At 60.9% G+C, this 21,877-nt stretch carries 14 protein-coding genes; 9 read left to right on the top strand and 5 right to left on the bottom strand.

Annotated elements, in window-relative coordinates; genetic code table 11:
• Positions 1-102 precede the first annotated feature (102 nt).
• Positions 103-1,722, top strand: coding sequence for a methyl-accepting chemotaxis protein (locus tag OKC43_RS02305; RefSeq protein ID WP_270803794.1), 1,620 nt, complete (start codon positions 103-105; stop codon positions 1,720-1,722).
• A 63-nt stretch (positions 1,723-1,785) separates the two neighbouring features.
• Here OKC43_RS02305 and OKC43_RS02300 read toward each other — a convergent pair whose 3' ends face one another.
• Positions 1,786-2,388 carry a DUF924 family protein gene (locus OKC43_RS02300; protein WP_270803793.1) on the bottom strand — a complete coding sequence of 201 codons (603 nt, stop codon included), beginning with the start codon at positions 2,386-2,388 and terminating at the stop codon, positions 1,786-1,788.
• 251 nt (positions 2,389-2,639) lie between these two features.
• Here OKC43_RS02300 and OKC43_RS02295 point away from each other — a divergent pair, with 251 nt between their 5' ends.
• The 3 genes from OKC43_RS02295 to OKC43_RS02285 all read left to right on the top strand — a co-directional run bounded on the left by OKC43_RS02295 (position 2,640) and on the right by OKC43_RS02285 (position 5,622).
• Positions 2,640-2,780: a hypothetical protein gene (locus OKC43_RS02295; RefSeq protein ID WP_167572119.1), complete on the top strand. Its 141-nt coding sequence runs from the start codon at positions 2,640-2,642 to the stop codon at positions 2,778-2,780.
• A 1-nt stretch (position 2,781) separates the two neighbouring features.
• Entirely contained in the window at positions 2,782-3,702 is a 921-nt protein-coding gene (locus OKC43_RS02290) for a DUF808 domain-containing protein (RefSeq protein ID WP_201957679.1), read from the top strand.
• A gap of 123 nt (positions 3,703-3,825) precedes the next feature.
• The gene (locus tag OKC43_RS02285; RefSeq protein ID WP_270803792.1) at positions 3,826-5,622 is read left to right on the top strand and encodes a M3 family oligoendopeptidase; all 1,797 of its coding nucleotides are present in this window, start codon (positions 3,826-3,828) and stop codon (positions 5,620-5,622) included.
• Positions 5,623-5,685: 63 nt separating this feature from the next.
• Here the strand turns inward: OKC43_RS02285 and OKC43_RS02280 are convergent, their stop codons facing one another.
• On the bottom strand, positions 5,686-7,092 hold the full coding sequence (locus tag OKC43_RS02280) for a nucleobase:cation symporter-2 family protein (RefSeq protein ID WP_270803791.1): 1,407 nt from the start codon (positions 7,090-7,092) through the stop codon (positions 5,686-5,688).
• Between the two features lie 505 nt (positions 7,093-7,597).
• Here OKC43_RS02280 and ycfP point away from each other — a divergent pair.
• Both ycfP and OKC43_RS02270 read left to right on the top strand, forming a co-directional pair.
• A complete protein-coding gene (ycfP, locus tag OKC43_RS02275) occupies positions 7,598-8,137 on the top strand; it encodes an alpha/beta hydrolase YcfP (protein WP_005334000.1) in 540 nt (179 codons plus the stop codon).
• 74 nt (positions 8,138-8,211) lie between these two features.
• Positions 8,212-9,504 (top strand): NAD(P)/FAD-dependent oxidoreductase, encoded by a 1,293-nt coding sequence (locus tag OKC43_RS02270; RefSeq protein ID WP_005353047.1) that lies wholly within the window; start codon positions 8,212-8,214, stop codon positions 9,502-9,504.
• Positions 9,505-9,588: 84 nt separating this feature from the next.
• On the opposite strand, the gene OKC43_RS02265 is transcribed toward OKC43_RS02270, so the two are convergent.
• The 3 genes from OKC43_RS02265 to OKC43_RS02255 all read right to left on the bottom strand — a co-directional run bounded on the left by OKC43_RS02265 (position 9,589) and on the right by OKC43_RS02255 (position 14,118).
• Positions 9,589-10,230: an energy-coupling factor ABC transporter permease gene (locus tag OKC43_RS02265; protein ID WP_270803790.1), complete on the bottom strand. Its 642-nt coding sequence runs from the start codon at positions 10,228-10,230 to the stop codon at positions 9,589-9,591.
• Between the two features lie 88 nt (positions 10,231-10,318).
• Positions 10,319-11,116 carry a pyruvate formate lyase 1-activating protein gene (gene pflA, locus OKC43_RS02260; protein ID WP_080768686.1) on the bottom strand — a complete coding sequence of 266 codons (798 nt, stop codon included), beginning with the start codon at positions 11,114-11,116 and terminating at the stop codon, positions 10,319-10,321.
• Positions 11,117-11,181: 65 nt separating this feature from the next.
• On the bottom strand, positions 11,182-14,118 hold the full coding sequence (locus OKC43_RS02255; RefSeq protein ID WP_270803789.1) for a sensor domain-containing phosphodiesterase: 2,937 nt from the start codon (positions 14,116-14,118) through the stop codon (positions 11,182-11,184).
• A 135-nt stretch (positions 14,119-14,253) separates the two neighbouring features.
• On the opposite strand from OKC43_RS02255, the gene OKC43_RS02250 reads away from it, so the two are divergent.
• From OKC43_RS02250 to OKC43_RS02240, 3 genes are all read left to right on the top strand, one after another.
• Positions 14,254-15,942: an FAD-dependent oxidoreductase gene (locus OKC43_RS02250; protein ID WP_270803788.1), complete on the top strand. Its 1,689-nt coding sequence runs from the start codon at positions 14,254-14,256 to the stop codon at positions 15,940-15,942.
• Positions 15,943-16,156: 214 nt separating this feature from the next.
• A complete protein-coding gene (locus OKC43_RS02245) occupies positions 16,157-16,816 on the top strand; it encodes a DedA family protein (protein ID WP_005353037.1) in 660 nt (219 codons plus the stop codon).
• A 165-nt stretch (positions 16,817-16,981) separates the two neighbouring features.
• The gene (locus OKC43_RS02240) at positions 16,982-21,868 is read left to right on the top strand and encodes an alpha-2-macroglobulin family protein (RefSeq protein ID WP_270803787.1); all 4,887 of its coding nucleotides are present in this window, start codon (positions 16,982-16,984) and stop codon (positions 21,866-21,868) included.
• The last annotated feature ends 9 nt before the right edge of the window (positions 21,869-21,877 follow it).

Here is a 21,877-nt window from a genome sequence, read left to right as displayed (position 1 = left end):
ACAACGCCATGAAAAATAAACAACAACGGCCCGCCAATGCGGGCCGTTGTTGTTTATGGCTCGTCTACACTGCTAGATAGTTTTCATCTGGAGTGTACGGTTATGAACATTGCTCGTCGGCTTCAACTGATAGCGCTGCTGGTTATGCTGGCGCTTGTTTTCCTCAGCTGGTTCAGTATCAACCGCCTTGGGGCTGGCAATCGAGACTTGAGCTATGTGACGGACAATACGGTGCCCAGTATTGCGCTGATCAAGGAGGTGCAGGCTGCGTTCTATGAGCTGCACTCCCGGGTTCAAAGCCATATCCTCAACACCGACAATGACAAGATGCAGCAGATAGAAGCGGATATTGCCGAGCATCGCAAACAGATCAATTCGCAACTGGAGAAATATAAAGCAGAGATGCTCTCCAATGACGAAGACCGGCGCCTGACCGACGATGATCAACGCATTATTGCGCAATATTATCAGGAGATAGACAAGGTTCTGCAGCTCTCCAGACAAAACAAAAACGATGAAGCGCGAGACATGTTGGCAGGAGAGGCCACCAGAGTGTTCCAGCAGTTTGCCAAGGCAATCGAGCTCCACGTCAACTTCAATATGGATTTGGGACTGGCGCTCAAGAAGCAGGGCCAGGAGAATTATGACAACAGCCTGCAAACCCTGTTGTTTATCGCCGGTGGTGCCACCGTACTGACGATGGGGCTGTTTGTCTGGTTGTTCAATCAGGTGGCCAATCCCCTTCGCACCGCCATGGATACCCTGACCCGGATCCAGCGCGACCTCAACTTTACCCTGAGAGCAGATGTGAAACAGCAGGATGAGATTGGCCTGACCCTCAATGCGGTCAACCGGCTGCTCGATACGCTGCAACAGACATTTACCGAATTTTCCGTCGGCAGCTTGCAGATCAAGAGCACCGCCGAATCCCTCTCTCAGGCAGCGCAGCACCTGGCCAGCTCGGCTAATCAGGCCAATGATGCCACCAGTCTGATAGCCGCTGGTGTGGAAGAGATGACGGTCAGCATCACCGATATCTCCCAGCGTACCCAGGAGACGAGCCGTATCACCAACGAGTCGGGGCAGCTGGCGACCGAGGGGGGCCGGACCATCGAGCGCACAGTCCATGCCATCAACGAGATCGCCGACTCCATTCGGCAGGCCTCGGTCGAGGTCATTGCGCTGGGTGAGGGCATTTCGCGCATTGGCGGTGTGGTCAACGTGATCCGTGATGTGGCGGGGCAGACCAACTTGCTGGCCTTGAACGCGGCCATTGAGGCGGCGAGGGCCGGGGAGTCCGGCCGTGGCTTTGCGGTGGTGGCAGATGAAGTGCGCAAACTGGCTGAGCGCACAGCCCAATCCACTCAGGAGATATCTGCCACTGTAGAGGCGATCCAGCAGGAGTCGAACAATACGGTCTCCCGCATGCATCTGGTGGAGGAGAAGGTGAGTCAGGGGGTCACCATGGCGACCGAGAGTGGCGCCATTATTGCCGAGATCCGCAGTGCGTCGCACCGGGTGATGGAGCAGGTGGGCGAGATCACCAATGCCATCCGCGAGCAGAGCTCGGCAGCCGAGTCGATTGCTCATCAGGTGGAGCAGATAGCTCAGGTCGTGCAGCAAACCAGCAGCACAGCAGAGGAGACCTCTGCCGCAGCCGAGGAGCTCAATGTCACCACCGAGAGCATCCACCAGCAGATATCCCGTTACCGCATTCAGTAATACTGACGGTTGTTATCCATCTGCTATCCCCGCCAGCTGGCGGGGATTTTTTATATGGCTTGCTTAGAAGCCTGAGCCCGGTTGCTGCAAAAATGCCGCCTCTTCCGGTGTGCTGGTGCGACCCAGAATGTCGTTGCGGTGGGGGAAGCGGCCAAAGCGTTCGATGATCACCTGATGGCGACGAGCAAAGTCGGCAAATCCGGCAAAGGTCGCCTGCGCCGGTGTGCCAGCCTGCTCGGCAGCGAGTGCCTCGAACAGGGCCACACTTCTGGCTTGTTGTTCGCGGGATTCGGCATGCTCCAGCGGCAGATAGAAAAAGACCCGCTCCAGTGGTGAGAGGGATTTGTCCGCCCCGATGGACAGCCCTTTCAGGCAGAGATCCCTTGCCAGCGGATCTTGTGCAAAGGCCGCAGGCGTGCCGCGATGGATATTGCGGGACAGCTGGTCAAGCAGCAGGATCTGCGCCAGCCGACCGCTAGGAGCATCGGCCCAGTGGGCGAGGCTGCCCTTGGCTGCCGCCTCTGCCAGCTCGCCAAAGCGGCTGGCCAGCAGGGCATCCGTTTCGCTGCTTTTTCCCCACCAGAGGGGGGCTTGCCGTGTGGCCCGCAGGACATCATCGGCCTCGTCGCCAAACCAGAGATCGAGCAGAGGTTGCCAGGGTTGCATGGGAACTCCTTGAGGTGATTCAGAGGGAACCAGGAACAAATGGCTCAGGGGTGCTGCCGAAACGGCGGCTTCTCGTTACACTGTGCCATCTTTTGCCCGAAAGACGTAACCCCCCGATGGCGAGCGCCGAATTCTTGGCTCGGCCGATGATGGCCTGCAATCGCCATGAGGTGGTCCTGTTGACCTTGGTGGTTATCGGGACGTACACCTCTCTCCCGGGGTTGTTCTCACTGATATAAGGAATCTTTGATATGGCCGGAACCAGTTTGTTGGCCCTGCTCGACGATATCGCCAGCGTGCTTGATGACGTGGCGCTGATGACCAAGTTCGTGGTGAACAAGCGCGAGACATTTTTCGGGAAGACGTTTCTCACTGATATAAGGGATCTTTGATATGGCTGGAACCAGTTTGTTGGCCCTGCTCGACGATATCGCCAGCGTGCTTGATGACGTGGCGCTGATGACCAAGATGGCGGCGAAGAAGACCGCCGGGGTGTTGGGGGATGATCTGGCCCTCAACGCGGAGCAGGTTTCCGGGGTGCGTGCCGAGCGGGAGCTGCCGGTGGTGTGGGCGGTGGCCAAGGGGTCATTTCGCAACAAGCTGATTCTGGTGCCCGCCGCCATCGCCATAAGTGCGCTGGTGCCCTGGCTTATCACGCCTCTATTGATGCTGGGAGGCGCCTACCTCTGCTTTGAGGGGGCCGAGAAGCTGGCCCACAAGTTCCTGCCCCATGAGGCGAGTGAGGGGGAGGCACACACTGCTCCTATTCCCGATGATCTGCTGGCGTTTGAGCAGCAGAAGGTGAAGGGAGCGATCCGCACCGATTTTATTCTCTCTGCCGAGATCATCGTCATCGCCCTTGGCACGGTACAGGGAGCAAGCCTCGCGCTGCAGCTCTCGGTAGTGGCGGGCATCGCCCTGCTGATGACCATCGGGGTCTACGGGTTGGTGGGGCTGATCGTCAAGCTCGATGACATCGGTCTGCATCTGCTGCAAAAGCCCGATGGCAGCGCCCTGCGTCGCGGGGTGGGGCAGGGACTGTTGGTGACGGCTCCTCGTCTGATGCACCTGCTGGCACTGGTCGGCACCATCGCCATGTTTATGGTGGGCGGTGGCATTCTGGTGCATGGCTGGCCCTTTGCCCATCACCTGATTGAAGGCGCAGCCGCTGTCGTTGCCACCCTGCCCACAGTAGGGGCCGTACTGGCGGCGGTGACGCCGACTCTGCTCAACGCCGTGGCCGGTGTGGTGGCGGGTCTGCTGCTGGTTGCCGTGATGACGCTGGTGAGCCGTCTTGCCCCGGCCAAGGGATAAGCGAGCTTGCGGGCCATTGTCTCTTTTTTCCTCTCTTCATTTTTTGGCCTTCGGGTTGCCCGGTCTCTGACTTGCTGCCCGCAGGTCTGCTGCACCTCCCGATAAAGGTCTTTGCGAGAAGTTATGTATCAACAACAGTGGAATAACGACCATATCTACCCGGGCCTCGACAGCCCCGAGCTGGAAGCGGACATGCGCGCCGCCCGCCACGCGCTGGAAGAGCTGGCCAGCTATATGGCAGGCCTGGACGGGGTGCGCGGCGATGACGCTGCGCTGCAGGATTTCTTGCGGGAAGTGCGGCTGCGCGCCCGCGATATTCGCCATATCGGCTGGAACGTCGCCATTCTGGCCGCGTGCCGCGGCAGTCAGGATGCGCGGGATCCGCAGGCCAAACAGCTGGCGTCCCGTGCCCGCGCCCTTAACGCCGATCTGTTCAAGATCCTGGCGCCGGTGGAAGATCTGATGCTGGCGCTGCCGGAAGTTGAATTTGCCGCGCTGATGAGTGATCCGCTGCTCGGCGAGGAGGCGTACCGCTTGGGCCATGAGCGTCGTTTGCAGGATCAGCGCTTGCCGGTGGCGGCGGAGCAGCTGGTGATTGGTCTGGGCACCGATGGTCTGCACGCCTGGGGCAACCTCTATAACGATCTGGTGGGCAAGATCCGCTTGACCATTGATGGCCGCGAGATGGGGCTGGCCGAGGCGAGCAATCTGCTCTCCAGCCCGATACGTGCGCTGCGTTTAGAAGCCTTTGATGCCATCAGTGCTGGCTGGGAGGGAGAGCAGGAGACGGTGGCCGCCATCCTCAATGCCCTCAACGGCTGGCGGCTGGAGCTGGCCCGTCAGCGCGGTAAAACCCGTGTGCTCGATGCGCTGGATCTCTCCTGCCACCAGAGTCATATCGAGCGAGCCACCCTCGATGCCCTGATGAGCGAAACCTGGCGAGCCCGTGGGTTGGGCCAGCGCGCCCTGGAGCTGATGGCCGAGCGCCTTGGTCTCGACGATCTGGGGCCGGAGGATCTCTTTGCACCGCCGCCAGCTTCCAGCAGCCGCGACATTCCTTTTGATGAGGCGATCGAGTTGATTGCCGATGCCTTTAGCCGATTCGATCCCGAGATGGGGGCATTTGCCCGCATGATGGCCGAGAAGGGGTGGATTGATGCGGCGCCCACGCCAAATCGCCGCACCGGCGCCTACTGCACCAAGTTTGCCGAACCGGTCGAACCGCGGGTCTTCGTTACCTATGCCGGTACCATGGACAACGTCATTACGCTAGCCCATGAGCTGGGCCACGCCTGGCACAACTGGGTGATCCGCGATCTGCCGATGAGTCAGCGCAGCTACCCCATGACGCTGGCGGAGACCGCCTCCATCTTCGCCGAAACCCTGGTGCGCAGCGCCCTGTTCGAGCAGGCGCAAAGCCCGGAAGAGCAGCTGGCCATCACCTGGGCCGAGGCCGACGGCGCGGCCACCTTCCTGGTCAATATCCCGGCTCGCTTCGATTTCGAGCAGGCCTTGGTGGCCGAGCGGGCGCAGGGTTATGTGTCGGCAGAGCGGCTCAAGGCGTTGACCGACGAGGCGTGGGGACGCTGGTATGAGGGGAGCCTGACCCGCTATCACCCCATGTTCTGGGCGGCCAAGGCGCACTTCTCCATCGCGGGGCTGGGCTTTTACAACTATCCCTATCTGTTCGGTTATCTGTTCAGCCTCGGGGTCTATCAGCAGTTGATGAGCCGCAAGCCGGCGGGGAAAGAGGGCATTGCCGAGGCGTATCGTGCCTTGTTGCGCGATACCGGCCGGATGAGCGCCGAAGATCTGGTAGCCAAGCATCTGGGGCAGGATATCCGTGAGGCCGCCTTCTGGCAGGGGAGTCTGGCACAAGTAGCGCAGGCGATAGAACGCTTCGCACAGTTGCCTGCCTGATTGGGTCAGCGGTGATATGAACAACAGGCCCCCGGACAGTCTCGCTGTCCGGGGGCCTGTTTGTTATGCCTGCTTTTGTTGCGGTTTGATGGGACCAACGAACAGGGGGCGGGTCTGGTGAGTCAGATCCGGCTGATAGCCGTTGAAGAAGAGGTTGAGCAGCACCGAGCTGATGGTGGCCAACAGAATACCGCTATGAAAAAGCGGTTGTAGCTGCGCCGGAAGTTGTTGGAAAAAATTCCCGGAGACCGTCGGGATCATGCCAATTCCGAGACTGATGGCGACGATATAGAGGTTGTGACGGTTGCTGTTGTAATCGGTGCGCGCCAGGATGCGAATGCCGGTGGCCAGCACCATGCCGAACATCACGATACCGGCGCCCCCCAGCACGAAGGGCGGGATGGAGGCGACCAGCACCGACATCTTGGGGATGAGGCCAAAGGCGAGCAGGATCCCCCCCGACATCACGCAGACCCAGCGACTCGATACCCCGGTCACGCTCACCAGACCGATATTCTGGGAGAAGGAGGTGTGGGGGAAGCTGTTGAATACCCCACCAATAATGGTGCCGATGCCATCCACCCGCAGCCCGCGTACGATATCACCGCGCCTGGCCGGATGGCCGACGATGTCGCCAAGGGCCAGAAACATCCCCATGGATTCGATAAAGGTGATGAGCATGATCACCGTCAGAGTGGCGATGGAGATGGGATCGAAGGTGGGCCAGCCGAAGGCGAAGGGCACTATGGGGGCAAACCAGGCTGCCTCGCCGAGGCCATCGAGGCTTACTTCGCCCATGGCGATGGCCACCGCGAAACCGAAGATGATCCCGAGCAGCACCGAGATATTGCTGAAAAAGCCCTTGGTGAAGCGGGTCACCAGCAGGATAAAGACGAGCACCAGAAAGCTGGTGCCGATATAGCGCAGGCTGCCATATTCCGGATTACCCTTGCCCCCCGCCATCCAGTCGATCCCCACCTGCATGATGCTGATCCCGATGGAGGTGATAACCACCCCGGTGACGACGGTGGGGAAGAGTGGCATCAGCCGACCTATCAGCGGCACCAGCAGGGTCGAGATGATACCGGCGGCGATGGTGGCACCGAAGATGCCCGTCAGCCCCAGATCCGGGTTGGCTCCGATGGCCAGCATCGGCATCACGGCGGCAAAGGTGACCGACATGATGACCGGCAGCCGGATCCCGGCAAAGCGGCCAATCCCGACACATTGCAGCAGGGTGACGATGCCGCAGCAGAAGAGATCCGAACTGATAAGGTAGGAGATTTGATCCTTGGGCAGCCCCAGACTGCCGCCAATCACCAGTGGCACCGCCACGGCGCCGGCGTACATCACCAGCACATGTTGCAGGCCCAGGGTAAAGAGTTGGCCCATGGGGAGCATGCGCTCCACTTCATCCACCGGGCGCTTGCGCGCACCCGGTCGGGGGGAGGGGGGATTGGTCTCGTTCATGAACAGATCACTCCTTGAAGCCCGCGCAACTGCTACAGGCAAGATAGTGAAAGCCGCAGCTTTCCCGGTCATTGATCTCGTGTATTGACAGAGGAGCCAGATCCCTCGGCAGTAGTGAGAGGGATCCGGTGCAGCACGGGTCAGTGCACAAAACATGCACAACACCGCTCACGATAGAAAGCGTTTGGCGATAACGCCTTGTTTTTGCGGGATGAGTCACATACCGGCCAGATAAGTGTCCGGTTGCTGGCAGGGGAAGGAGGTGAGGGCATCTCAGATTGGTAAGGGGTTTATCATTATTGGTCTGGCGATCTCACTTTGATAGCCGGGCACCATAATGTTGCTCGCAATGCCCCCCTCTGCATGTGACGGCGCTCGCGGGCCACAGGGCGCAATCGGGGGCGGGGGCGTGATCCAAAGCAAGAAAGTTGGATGTTTTGGTGGCGCACGGGGCCGCCGCTGGGGTAGTTTCGATAAAACCGACACAGATCCTGAGGTCTTATCCATGATCATCTATCTGCATGGCTTTGATGCCACCAGCCCAGGCAATCACGAGAAAGTGCTGCAGTTGCAGTTTATTGATGATGATGTGCGTTTCGTGCACTACAGCACGGTTCACCCCCGTCATGATATGAGCCATCTGCTCAAGGAAGTGAAAAAACAGCTCGATATGAGTACCGATCCCAAACCGCTGATCTGCGGCGTGGGTCTTGGTGGCTACTGGAGCGAGCGGATCGGCTTTCTGTGCGGTATTCGCCAGGTGATCTTCAACCCCAACCTCCATCCGGAAGAGAACATGCAGGGCAAGATCGACCGGCCGGAAGAATATGACGATATCGGTACCAAGTGTGTAACTGAATTTCGTAAGAAAAATTCAGGAAACTGCCTGTGTATCCTTTCCGTTCAGGATGAAGTGCGCGATAATCGGGACACTGAACGTGAATTGAAGAACTATTACGACATCGTGTGGGATGAGCGCGAGACTCATAAGTTCAAAAATATCTCGCATCATCTGCAGCGGATGAAGGCCTTCAAAGAAGCCTGATCCATCACGTCGACCGATTTCGTTTTAGGGAGCCAATGGCTCCCTTTCGTTTTGAGGAACCGAGGAAAATCATCATGATGAATATTGTCGTTGTAGGCGGCGGCGCCGGTGGCCTGGAGCTGGCCACCAGTCTGGGTCGCAAGCTTGGCAAGAAGAACAAGGCCAAGATCACTCTGGTCGATCGCAACCGCACCCACCTGTGGAAACCCCTGCTGCACGAAGTAGCCACCGGCTCCATGGATGCGGGCATCGATGCCCTGAGCTACCAATCTCACGCCAAGAACCACGGTTTCGACTTCCAGCTCGGCACCCTGACCGACATCAAGCGTGACGATAAACGCATCGTGCTGGCCCCGATCCACGACGACAATGGCGACATCGTGGTCAACGAGCGCGAGCTGCCCTACGACTATCTGGTGATGGCCATCGGTTCTGTCTCCAACGACTTCAACACCAAGGGCATCAAGGATAACTGTATTTTCCTCGATAGCCCCTCCCAGGCGCACCGTTTCCACAACAGCATGATGAACCGCTTCCTGCAGTTCGCCACCGAATACCAGCCGGGCGACAAGGTGAAGATTGCCATCGTTGGCGGCGGCGCCACCGGCGTCGAGCTCTCTGCCGAGCTCTACAACGCGGTCGAGCAGCTCTACGCCTACGGCTTCAAGAACCTCACCACCGACAGCCTGAAGGTGACCCTGGTGGAAGCGGGCCCACGCATTCTACCGGCTCTGCCGGAGCGCATCAGCGGCGCCGCCCATCAGGAGCTGGTCAAGCTGGGTGTGGACGTGCGTACCGCCACCATGATCACCGAAGCGACCAGCGACGGTCTGCACACCAAGGATGGCGAGCTGATTGAAGCTGACCTGATGGTGTGGGCGGCCGGTATCAAGGCTCCGGATTTCATGAAGGATATCGCTGGTCTTGAGACCAACCGCATCAACCAGCTGGTGGTGAAAGAGACCCTGCAGACTACCCGTGACGAGAACATCTTCGTTATCGGTGACTGCGCAGCCTGCCCGCAGCCGGATGGCAAGTTCGTGCCGCCGCGCGCCCAGTCTGCCCACCAGATGGCCAGCCAGGCGTTCAAGAACATTCTGGCCAAGATGAACGGCGGCGAGATGAAGCCCTACCTCTACCACGACCACGGTTCGCTGGTCTCCCTCAGCCGCTTCTCCACCGTGGGCAGCCTGATGGGCAACCTGATGCGCGGTTCCATGATGGTCGAGGGTTACATTGCCCGTCTGGTCTACATCTCCCTCTACCGGATGCACCAGATCGCCCTGCACGGCTACGTCAAGACCGGTCTCATCATGCTGGTGGGCCGCATCAACCGGGTTCTGCGCCCGACCCTGAAGCTGCACTAAGCCGGGATTTGGCACCATGTTGAATACCAAAAGGAGAGGCGATGGCCTCTCCTTTTTTATGGGCGCAGATCAGGAAAGAGAGCGTTACTTGCCCAGATAGGCACGGTCGAAGAAGGTATTGACCCAGTGAGGGCGGTAGATGGCCAGCACCGTCATCGCCATGCCGTTGAGCAGAGCTTCGGGGAACAGCAGCAGTGGCCAGATGGAGAGGTAATCCGCCGTGATAGTGTGCCAGGGGTAGCTGTCACTTAACCCCATCAGCAATGCGCTGGCGGCCACCTTGACCGAGATGGTGATGGCGCCACCGAGAAAGGCGGCCACGAAGATATAGACAAAGAGATGGCGCGGAAGCCAGGCCCAGCTGGCCAGAAACAGCAGCCAGCTGGTGGCTACCGGCAGGGCGATGCCCACCAGCGCTTGCCAGCCAAAATCGGCCAGATTGGTGACACCGAAGTAACCGAGCACCAGCAGGGTCAGGCAGGGGGCGAGCAGTGCCAGCCGCCAGCCCAGCAGCAGGGTGAGGGAGGTGAGCCCGAGAAAATGGACCTCCAGCCCCTCGTGCAGACCGGCCCTTAGATACCAGAGCGGCACCAGCGCGATGGCACTGCCCAGCAACAGGTGCTGATAGAGGGGGTTGTCATAGAGGGTTTGCCACAGGGAGCGGCGCAGGCTGAAGGCCAGCAGTACCAGCCAGATCAGGAGGGCGGCGAGTTGTCCTTCACTCATCTTGTCATCCATTCATGCAGTAGAGTCCGGGCGGCCTTCCCGACCGCCCCATAGCAGAGCAGGCTGACGAGTCAGCCTGCTTTTACCATCAATATTTGACGTTGTTGTGGTACTTGCCGAGGATGCCCTTGACCCGTTCCATGGTCTCCTTGCTGGGGGGCTTGATCCCGCTCAGCTCGTACGGGTCGCCCAGTACGTCCCACTTGTGTTTGCCGAGCTCATGGTAGGGGAGCAGCTCCACCTTCTCCACGCTATCGCCCAGCTCGGCGATAAACTGGCCCAGCCCTTCGGCGCTCTCGTCGTCGTCGCTCCAGGTCGGTACCACCACGTAGCGGATCCACATGGTCTTGCCTTTGGCTGCCAGATAGCGGGCAAACTCCAGGGTGTATCTGTTGCTGACGTGGGTCAGCGGAATGTGTTTCTCGTCATTGATCTGTTTGATGTCGAGCAGCACCAGATCGGTCTGGTCGAGCAGCTTGTCCACCTGTTCGTCGAGATGACGGACGAAGCCGTTGGTGTCGAGACAGGTGTGGATCCCTTTCTCTTTGCAGGCAGTAAAGAGTTCGGTAATGAAAGCCGGTTGCAGCATGGCTTCACCGCCGGACGCTGTCACGCCACCGCCGGAAGCATTCATGAAGTGGCGATAGCTGGTGATGTCACTCATCAACTCCGGTACGGTCACTTCGCGGCCACCTTCGGTATCCCAGGTATCGCGGTTGTGGCAGTACTTGCAGCGCATCAGGCAGCCCTGCATGAATACGATAAAGCGTATTCCCGGGCCATCGACAGTGCCGCAGGTTTCGACGGAATGGATCCGGCCAACGGTGCCGTGAGCTCCGGCTGGCTGGCTGATTTCAACGGCAGGGATCCGATTAATGACAGACATAAACAACTCCAACGATTCGAGCAGGCCGTTATTTTATTACATAAACCCCTATTGATCCTACACCTTTAGTCCGGTGCCCGGCTGCCAAGCAGCTGCTCCAGCCCCTTGACGGTGAGCGGCCGACTGGTGAGAAACCCTTGATAATGCTGGCATCCCAGCGCTTTGAGGATGGCCAGCTGCGCCTCCTCTTCCACCCCTTCGGCGGTGACGGTAAAACGGAAGACCTGGGCCAGATCGAGTATCGCCTTGACGATGGCTCTGTCCTGTTCGCTGTGTACAAGGGTCTGAATGAAGCTTCTGTCCAGCTTCACCTCATCGGCGGGCAGATCCCGCAGATAGGCCAGCGACGAGTAGCCGGTGCCGAAGTCATCGATGGAGATGAGGATGCCGAGCTCCTTGAGCTGGCGCATTCTGGCAATACTCTCCTGCCGATTCTCCAAGACTACCGATTCGGTCACCTCCAGCAGCAGGCGGGAAGGGGGCACACCGGTGTCGCGCAAGATGTACTCCACCTGTTGTACGAAGCCCTGGGTGTGGAACTGGCGGGCACTGACGTTGACCGATAGATGGGGGATCTGCAGGCCACGGTTGAGCCAGAAGCTGTATTGGGCGCAGGCGGTCTTCATCACCCAGTAGCCGATCTCGAGGATCAGGCTGGTCTCTTCGGCGATGGGGATAAACTCCCCGGGTGGCACCATGGTGCCGTCGCTGCGCTGCCAGCGCAGCAGCGCCTCGATACCCGACAGCGAGCCATTGTCGACCCGATATTGCGGTTGGTAGTGGAGTTGCAGCTCGTGGTGACGCAGGGCATCGCGCAGCTCATTGGTGAGGGTCAGCCGGTTCTTCTCATGCTGGGCCATCGCCTCGGAAAAGAAGACGTAGTGGCCCTGACCGGCGCGCTTGGCCATGTGGGTCGCGGTGTCGGCCTGTTGCATCAGGACCAGATGATCCGTCTCGTTGCCGGAGAAGAGGCTGATCCCCACCGAGGCGCTGCAGTGCAGTTTGTGATCGCCGATGTCGAACGGGGTGCGAAACAGCCCCATCAGCTCGCGGGCGAAGTGCTCTGCCAGAATTTTGGCGGTGACTTCCCCTTGTCCCAGCTGGGTAAAGAGCAGGGCAAACTCATCCCCCGAGATGCGCGCCTGCACCAGATTGTCCTGGGGCAGCTCCCTGAAACGCTGCACCACGGCCTGCAGCAACAGATCGCCGCAGGCGTGACCGAGGGAGTCGTTGATCGACTTGAAGTTGTCGAGATCCACCAGCAGCAGGGCGCCCCACTGGCCGTTGGTGGCGCTCAGGGTCTGCTGCAAAATATGGTTGAGGCTGCGGCGGTTGTGCAGACCGCAGAGATCGTCGTAGTAGGCGAGCTGCTCGATATGTCTGGCCGCCTCTTTTTCCTGGGTGATGTCGTAGAAGCTGCAGATGAAGTGGCTGAGCTCCCCCTGCTCATCCTTGACGCCGTTCACCATCAAGCGCACCGGAAAGAGATGACCATCCTTGTGCAGGCAGCGCTCTTCCCCGAGCCAGAACTCCTGCTCGTTGACGGTGCGGCTGACATCTTCTTTGAGATGATCCCCGTAGTAGGTGGGGCGCAGCTTGCGAATGGAGTGACCGATCACCTCTACCTCGCCAAATCCGGTGATCCGGCTGAAGGAGTGGTTGACCTTGAGGATGATGCCGTTGTGATCCATCACAATCAGCCCATCGTGGGTATTAAAGGCTACCTCGGCCAGCCGCAGGGCATCGTCGGTGGCGAGGCGCTTGAGTTCGATGGCGGCCCGCTCGTGCTGGCTGCTCAATAGATCCAGCAGCTGTTCGGGCTCCTCAAGGGGGGTATCGAGCAGCAGGGTGATCTGGCCAATGGGGGCGCCGCTCTGGCCATGGAGCGGAATGCCGATGTAGGCGCTGGCATTGAGGGCCAGCAGCCGGGTCGCCTTGGGATAGCGCACTGGCAGATCTTCCACATAGATGGCCTGACCATGCAGGAACAGCTCCTGAGCGGGGCCGGGGTCGAGCTGGATGGGCTTGAGGGTGGAGCAGATCTCCTCGTTGATGACGCAGCGGGGGATGATCCAGAGATCCTGACCGCGGGGCTGGAACTCGCCGATCCAGCCCACCCGGGCACCGCTGGCGCTCATGGCCCAGCTTACCAACGTCTTGCAGTAGTCGATGCCGGTCTGCTGGTGCAGCTCGGGCGGGAGGGCCAGCTCGGCGCGGTGCTCTTCTGGTTGCGGTTGCCAGTGGCCGAGCAGCTGGGCGCTGCTGCGCACTAGTTGCAACATCTCCTCGCTAAGCGGGGTGGGATCGAGATACTCCAGACTCAGCACCCCGAACAGCTTGTCCTGCTCCAGCAGGGCACCATCGAGGCGTGAGCGCACACCGGCACTGGTCAGATAGAGGTGATTGCTCAGCATCGGCTGGTGGGCGGCCTCCGAGAAACTCAACGATTTGCGGGTACGCAGGGCGCGGATATAGCGGCTGTCACCACGAATGGGGTAGAGCGCTTCGACCCCCAGGGTGAACACCGGGGTGAGTTGCTCGCTGCCGAGATCGCCGTTGGCCTGATAGTGCCAGAGGATGAGCCGATCGGCCCCCAAACTCTCTTTAAGGGCCTCGAGCAGGGGCGCATACTGCTGCTGGCTCGCCATCTGGCTGAGGCGCGGCAGTTGTAATGCCAGATCGGCGATGGGCTCCTGACGAAGGTTCTGCAGACAGATGAGCCAGAAGCCATCCTGCTCGTGGGCGAGGGCGATATGCCACAACTGGCTGGCAAAGCGCACGGTGATCTTGCCGCCATGGCCGTTGGCCAACAGTTGTTCGATGGGCAGGCGCAGGGCATCGGGCAGCTGGGCAGGCCAGGGGGCGCGCGGTTCGTCGAGCCAGTAGAGCGGGGTTTGCATCACGTCGGTCAGGGCGACCAGCCGTTGACTGCGCAGATCCAGACGGAAAAAGAGCGGCGTCTGGAGGGCAGGAGGAAGATGACTGAGTGCGGTAGACGACATGAACAAACAACATCCTGTTAAGCAACCGTCGGGGTTGCAAGAATACTGCAAAATGGTGCGAAACAAAATTTCATTGAATTCTAAATTAGAAAAGTCTAATTTATTGCCCATTATCATGTATGAGGAGTCTTGCAGATGAAACGGATCCTGATTATCGGTGGTGTCGCGGGGGGCGCATCGGCGGCGGCTCGTGCTCGTCGTTTGAGTGAAGAGGCAGAGATCGTGATGTTCGAGCGGGGCGAGTTTGTCAGCTTCGCCAACTGCGGTCTGCCCTATCACATCGGGGGCGATATCCCCGACCGGGATGCCTTGCTGCTGCAGACTCCCCAGAGTTTCAAGCGCCGTTTCAACGTCGATGTGCGGGTCTTCCACGATGTGATTGAGATCGACAAGGCGGGCAAGACCTTGCTGGTGCGCAACCTGCAAACCGGTGAAGAGCAGCGCGAGCATTACGATGTGCTGCTGCTGAGCCCGGGGGCGGCGCCGATCCGTCCTCCCTTCCCCGGTATCGACAGCCCCCATGTCTATACCCTGCGCAACATCCCGGACATGGATCGCATTCTGGCGGCCCTGCACCACGATCAGCCGCGCCACGTCACTGTGGTGGGCGGCGGCTTTATCGGGTTGGAGATGATGGAGGCACTGCACCAGCGCAAGCTGGATGTCACCCTGCTGGAGCTGGCCGATCAGGTGATGGCACCGGTGGACAAGGAGATGGCCAACATGCTCCATGCCCGCATCCGGGAAGAGGGGATCGACCTGCGCCTGCGCACCGGCCTCACCGCCATCGAGAGTCTGGATCTGCCTGCCGAGAAGACCTCCGCCGTGCCGACCGCCAAAAGCGGTGGCCTGCGCCTGACCCTCAATGACGGCTCCCATCTTGATACCGGTCTTTTGATCCTCGCCATCGGCGTCAAGCCGGAAACCCTGCTCGCCGCCAAGGCGGGGCTGGAGCTGGGCCCACGGGGCGGCATCAAGGTGGATGCCGGGATGCGTACCTCGGATCCCTTCATCTACGCGGTGGGGGATGCGGTGGAAGAGATTGACTTCGTCACCGGCGAATCTGTGTTGATCCCGCTGGCGGGCCCCGCCAACCGGCAGGGGCGCATCGCCGCCGACAATATGCTGGGCCGAAGCGAAACCTACAAGAAGACCCAAGGCACCGCCATCTGCAAGCTGTTCGATCTGGCGGTGGCCAGCACCGGCCTCAACGAGAAGCGACTGGTGCAACTGGGATTGCCGTTCGAGAAGGTTTATGTCCATCCGGGCAGCCACGCCGGTTACTACCCGGGCGCCCATCCGGTCAGCCTCAAGCTGCTGTTTGCCCCGGATGGCAAGATTTACGGTGCCCAGGCCATCGGCAAGGATGGCATCGACAAGCGCATCGACGTGCTGGCAGTGGCCCAGCGCGCCGGTCTCACCGTGTTTGACCTGCAGGATCTGGAACTCACCTATGCGCCGCCGTTCGGGTCGGCCAAGGATGTGATCAACATGGCCGGCTTCGTGGCAAGCAACCACCTGAAGGGGGACACCCTGCTCTGCCACGTGGCCGAGGTGCAGGCTCGTAACCCCCATCAGCTGGTGGTGGATGTGCGCAATGGCCCTGAGCTCGACAAGCTGGGCCGCATTCCGGGGGCGCTGCATATTCCCCTCGACGAGTTGCGTGGTCGCCTCCATGGGTTGCCCAAAGAGAAAGAGCTGCTGATCAGCTGTCAGGTCGGGCTGCGCGGCCATGTCGCCTGCCGCCTGCTGAGCCAGCACGGCTTTAAAGTGAAGAATCTCTCCGGCGGCTTCAAAACCTGGCAGATGGCCACTGCCGAGTAACCGTTTTATTTCTGTGCCTGTTTGCCCCTCTCCCTTGTGCGTGCAAGATGAGGGGCTTTTTGTTTCTGCTTTTCGCCCTCCTTGCATTCCCTAATTGCAGCAATATTTCGACACACTTTATTTCCTGTGCCGGACAAAATTAACGTTTTGTTCAGGGGATGGGTGCTATAACCCCTGCCTCGTTCATGATGAACCGTGTAGTAGGGAGAGTGACATGCTGGATATGCTGATGGCCATTTGGCATCAGGATTTTGACGCCCTGGTTCAGATGCAGGCGGTACCCCTGCTGATCAGTTGCCTGATGCTGGTACTGCTGCTGGAGTCCGCATTCGTCTTCCTGCCCCTGCCGGGGGACAGCCTGGTACTGCTGGCCGGTGGGTTGGTGGGCATGGGGGTGTTTGGCCCCGAAGTGACTCTTGTCTATCTGCCGTTGGCTGCTGGCATAGGTTCCGTGCTCGCCTACTGGCAGGGACGGGCCCTGCAGCGCACCCGCTTTATGGATCATATCGAACGGATGTTGCCTCCCGACAGCCTGCCCAAGGCGACCCGGCTGCTGAAAAAGTACGGTTTTCTGGCGATGTTCTCCTCCCGTTTTATCCCGTTCGTGCGGGTGCTGACCCCCATGCTGATGGGGATTGGCCGCCTGAGCGTGCTGCGCATGTGCGTGGCCAGCTTTGCCAGTGCCTTTATGTGGGCGCTCTGCCTCAGTTTGGTGGGCAAGCTGGCGATGAATACCCCCTTCTTCCTCCACCACAGCGAACTGTTGACCCGGGCCCTGCTGATTACCTCGCTGGTGCTGTTTCTGGCGGCCGTCATGGCCATCCTGTTTCGCTGGTTCAAAGGCGGAGCAAAAAACGAGACCAGCCACGACTAGATGACAACCCTTGCCGCACTGGATCAGTGGGCAAGGGGGTTCTCGTGCTGCAGGGGCGCGGAATTGTGCCCATTCGGGTAATGAGCTTTGTGTCGGGTGAGCAGGATGCCTTATCCTGTTTCCAGCCACGCTGCGTTTGCAGCGCTCCAACTCGGGATGGAACCTATGCGCCTCTTCGACTCTCCCTCTGCTTCTCACCGCTCTACCGCCGGAACCGGCGCTCTGCGCCGCCGCTGCTCGGCCCTGCTGCTATCCGGGCTGACAGGTTTGCTGCTGGCTGGTTGTGGCCCTGACAAGCCCGCCAGCCAAGTACTGACCCCAGAATCTACAGCCCAGCAGGAGGCCGGGGCGCCAACTTCTGTAGTGCAGGCCAATGCCCGCCAATATCGCGATGCGCCAGCGCTGGCGCTGGTCTTCTCCGGCCCCCTGGCGCCGAAGGCAAACTGGCAGAGCTGGCTCGGGGTCAGTGAGGGGGGCAAGCAGGTGCAGGGGGAGTGGATCCTCGCCGAAGATGGCCGCACCCTCTATTTCCCGAACGTCCAGCCTGATAAAAGCTATGAGGTGAGCCTCAAGGCGGGGCTGGGCCCATCCCCCCAGAGCTGGACCCTCAAAACCCGGCCGCTGGAGGCGGGAGCCTCCTTTACCGCCAGTGGCATGGTATTGCCGCTGCGCCAAGAGCTGCGCCTGCCCATCAGCGCGGTCAATGTGGATGAGGTCAATATCGACTTCTTCCGGGTCGATGCGGAATATCTGCCCCGTTTTCTGGCGGAATATCGCCCCGGTGCCGGCATGGGTAACTGGGAGCTTGAGCAGATTACCCAGCGGGCCAAGCGGGTGTTCAGTGGCCGCTATGCGCTGGAGCTCGATGCCAACCGGCGCGAGACCCGTCTCATCAATGTGAAAGAGCCGCAGTTGGCCGAGGCTGGCGTCTACTTTGCTGTGATGTCGCCCCTTGGCAACTATGACTGGCGCAAGGAGACCACTTATTTCGCGGTGAGCGACATGGGGCTCAGTGCCCGCCGTTACCGCGATCAGCTGGAGGTGTTCGTGAGCTCCTTGGCCAGCGCCGACCCGCTCAAGGATGTGCAGCTCTCCCTGCTCGATGAGAAGGGCAACCGGTTGCAGGTGCAAACCACGGATCCACAGGGTCATCGTCGCTTCGATCAGGTGCAGGGGGCTCGCCTGCTGCTGGCCGAGCAGGGCAACCATCTGGCGGTGCTGCGTCTCGATGGGGCTGCGCTCGATCTCTCCACCTTCGATCTCGGCACCCAGCCCTGGCAGGCCCAGCAGTTGTATCTCTTTAGCGGGCGCGACCTTTATCGCCCCGGCGAGCGGCTCGACAGCGAGATCCTGCTCAAGGGCCAAGATGGCCAGCTGCTGCCGGGGATGGCGGTGGAGCTGGAGGTGAAACAGCCGGATGGTCAGCTGCTCGAACAAAAGCGGCTGCTACCGGACAATCTTGGCGCGGCCCATTACGGCCTGCGTCTGCCGGACGATGCGCCGCTCGGGCGCTGGACCATTAACCTCAAGACCGCCGCTGGTAGTTGTTTCGAGTGGCCCTTTTTGGTGGAGGAGTTTCTGCCAGAGCGCTTGAAACTGCAGCTTGGCAAGGGGCCGGATGGTGAAGTGACGGATCTGGACGCCGCTCTCGCCCTGTCGCTGCAAGGGGACTATCTCTACGGTGCGCCAGCGAGTGCCACTAAGGCCAAGGCAGAGGTGAAGATCAGCCGCGCCACCATGCCCTTTACTCAGTGGCAGGAGTTCACGCTGGGTGACGTGCTGCTCGCCGAGCAGGCCAAGGATCTCGAGGCGCGCAGTCTCACCCTCAATGAGCAGGGGCAGGGGACTTTTTCGCTTACTGATGAGCTCGATGGGGTGCGCGCCCTCGGGCCGCTGGAGGTGGCCTATCGGGTGTCGCTCTCCGAGCCCGGTGGCCGCGCCGTCAATCGCAGCCGCACCCAGTATGGCTGGCCTGCGGGCAGCCAGTGGCCGGCGCTCAAGGCCGACTTCGTGGCGGATCGGGTAGAGGGGGGCAAGCCTCTGCCCTTCCAGATCCTCAATCTCGATGAGCAAGGCCAACCGGTGGCGGGGGCGGTGAAAGTGCGCCTTATCAACGAGTACCGCGACTACTACTGGCACTACGCCGATGGCGAGGGGTGGAAGTACGAGTTCAACAGCCAGCCCTATCTGGAGCAGGAGCAGACCCTGCAGCTGGACGGCAAGGGGCCGACTCCGCTCACGCTGCAACTGGCGGCGGGCTGGTATCGGTTGGAGGTGGAGAACAGTCAGGGCCATCAATCGAGCCTGCGGGTGGAGATCGGCAGTTACGCCTGGGGCGGCGGTGGCGAGCAGGCAAGGCCCGACAAGATTGCCATCACCCTCGACAAGCGCGCCTATCAGGCGGGTGACAAGGCCAAAGTGACGCTGGTGGCGCCGCGCCCCGGCAAGGGGTTGCTGCTGGTGGAAGATGGCGACGGTCTGCGCTGGTGGCAGCGTATCGAGCTCAAGGGGGCCGCTGACGATGCCAAGGATGCCCGCGGCGAGTTCGAGATCCCGGTCAGCCCCGAGTGGCAGCGCCATGACTTGCATATCTCGGCCCAGCTCGCCGCGCCAGACAGCGCCTCCAAGCCGGTCAGTAGCCAGCAAGGGCAGAGTCTGCGCTCGGTTGGGCTGGTGCCGCTCACCCTGGATCGGGAAGCGCGCCGTATGCCGCTCACCCTGAGCGCACCGGATAAAGCGGTGCCGCTTACCCGGCTGGAAGTGACCGCCACCTCCACCCCCAACAGTCAGGGACGGGTGGTGCTGGCGGCGGTGGATCGGGGCGTGCTCAATATCAGCGACTACCAGCCTCTCGACCCGTTCGAGATCTTCTTTGGTCGCAAGCGCTTCGCCCAAGATTTGTTCGACAACTACGGGCAAGTGATCCCGCCGCAGGATGGCAAGCTGGCCCGCCTCAATTATGGGGGTGACCGGGCACCGCTGAAAAAGGGCGGCGCGCTGGAGAGCCGGGTCGAAGTAGCCGCACTGTGGAGTGGCGAGGTGAGTTTTGATGAGAGCGGCAAGGTGGTGATCCCGCTCGATCTACCCAACTTCAACGGCGAGCTGGCACTGATGGCGCTGGCCTGGAACGAACAACAGGTCGGTGAGGCCGAGCGCGCCGTCAAGGTGGTGGCGCCCTTGGTGGCCGAGATCGGCTGGCCGCGCTTTGGCGCGAGAGGGGATGAGACCCGTGCGCTGGTGCAGCTGCGCAACATGAGCGGCGAGGATCAGACCCTCTCCCTTGTCTGGACCCTCAACGGTGGGCTCAAAGCAAACGGCGAGCTGCCCGGCAACCTTTCCCTTAAAAATGGCGAAGAGCAGTGGTTGACCCTGCCGCTCACCGTGACCGGGGCGAGCGGTGTGGCGAGCCTGCAGTTGGCGGCCAGCGGCAAGGATTTTGCCATCAGCCGCGACTGGACTTTGCCGCTGCGTTCCCCCTGGCCTGCCGAGACTCGCCAGCGCTATCAGATGTTGGCTCCCGGCCAACAGATGAGCTTTGCGCCAGCTGAGCTGGTCGGGCTGGATCGTGCCAACCTGCAGGGGCTGCTCAGCCTCTCCGGTACTCCCCCCTGGGATCCGGCAGCCCAGTGGCAGGCTCTGGCCGACTACCCCTACGCCTGTCTGGAACAGACCCTGTCGCGGGCCTGGCCTTACTTGTTGACAACGGCGGATGAGCGGGCCGCCTGGAGCAAACCAGCAGAGGACAAGAAAGCGGCGAGCGAGGCGGATGTGCAACGCGTCCTGCTGCAGCGGCTACAGCGGTTGCAACTGCCCAGCGGCGGTTTTGGTCTCTGGGATGGTCGCTCCGACGAGGAGCAGTGGCTCACCGCCTATGCCGCCGACTACCTGCTGGCGCGCAAGGAGGCGGGCGACGCAGTGCCGGAGGCCATGCTCAATCAGGCGCTGAACCGGCTGCAAAGCTATCTCACCGACAGTCAGTATGGTGAGCGCTGGAGCAGTGCCCCCGAGCACAGCCGGTTGGCCTATCAGGCCTACAGCGCCTATGTGCTGGCCCGGGTGGGCAAGGCACCGCTCGCTACCCTGCGTCTTATCTGGGAGCAGCAGGCCGATCACGCCCGCTCAGGTTTGCCGCTTTTGCACCTCTCGCTGGCGCTCTCGGCCATGGGGGATGAGCAGAACGCCGCCAAGGCCCTCAGCCGGGCACTGGCGACCGAGCGTGGTGACGACTATCTCGGGGATTACGGCTCGACGCTGCGCGATCAGGCCCTTGAGTTCTCCTTGCTGCGCCAGCACAAGCTGGCTGCGGAGCGCTGGCCTGATCTCAGCGCCAAGGTAGCCGATACCCTGGCCCATCGTCAGTGGCTCAGTACTCAGGAGCGGCTCGCTCTGTTGCGACTCGCCCGCTTCGATCCGGCCGTCGACTGGCAGGCCAAGGTCGCCTCATCCTCTGGCATCGAAGCCTTGAGCGGTTCGGCCCCGTTGCAACTGGGTGCCCCCGAGGCACTGGCGGCCAGTGTGGTTACCAACGAAGGCAAGGGAGCCCTCTATGTACAGCGCACTCTGGTCGGCTACCCCGAACAGGCGCCAGCACGGATTAGCAAAGGGATGAGCGTGACCCGCAGCTGGTTCAACAGCGATGGTCAACCGTTCGATCCCGCCACAGTGATGGTGGGCGATCTGGTGGTGGTACGGCTCAATGTCAGCAGCGAATCGGCGGTGCCCGATGCCCTGCTGGTGGAGATGGTGCCCGCTGGCTTCGAGCTGGAGAACCCGGCCCTTGGCAACAGCATCAAGCTGGAAGAGCTCTCCATCGAGGGGAAACCAGCGTGGCAGAGCGAATGGAACGACTATCTCAAGCATCAGGAGTTTCGCGATGACCGCTACACGGCAGCGCTGGATCTGAGCGAGGGGAGCAACCAGCAGCTGGTCTACCTGATGCGGGCGGTGACGCCGGGTCGCTATCAGGTGCCGCCGACCCAGGTGGAGGATATGTACCGGCCCGAGCTGCGGGCTGTCGGTGAGGATATCCACGAGGTGCGTATTTCTGAGTAACAAACCCTC

Source organism: Aeromonas sp. Y289-2 (assembly GCF_027705925.1).
Taxonomy (GTDB): Bacteria; Pseudomonadota; Gammaproteobacteria; order Enterobacterales; family Aeromonadaceae; genus Aeromonas; species Aeromonas veronii.
This window is presented reverse-complemented; position numbering and strand designations above follow the sequence as displayed.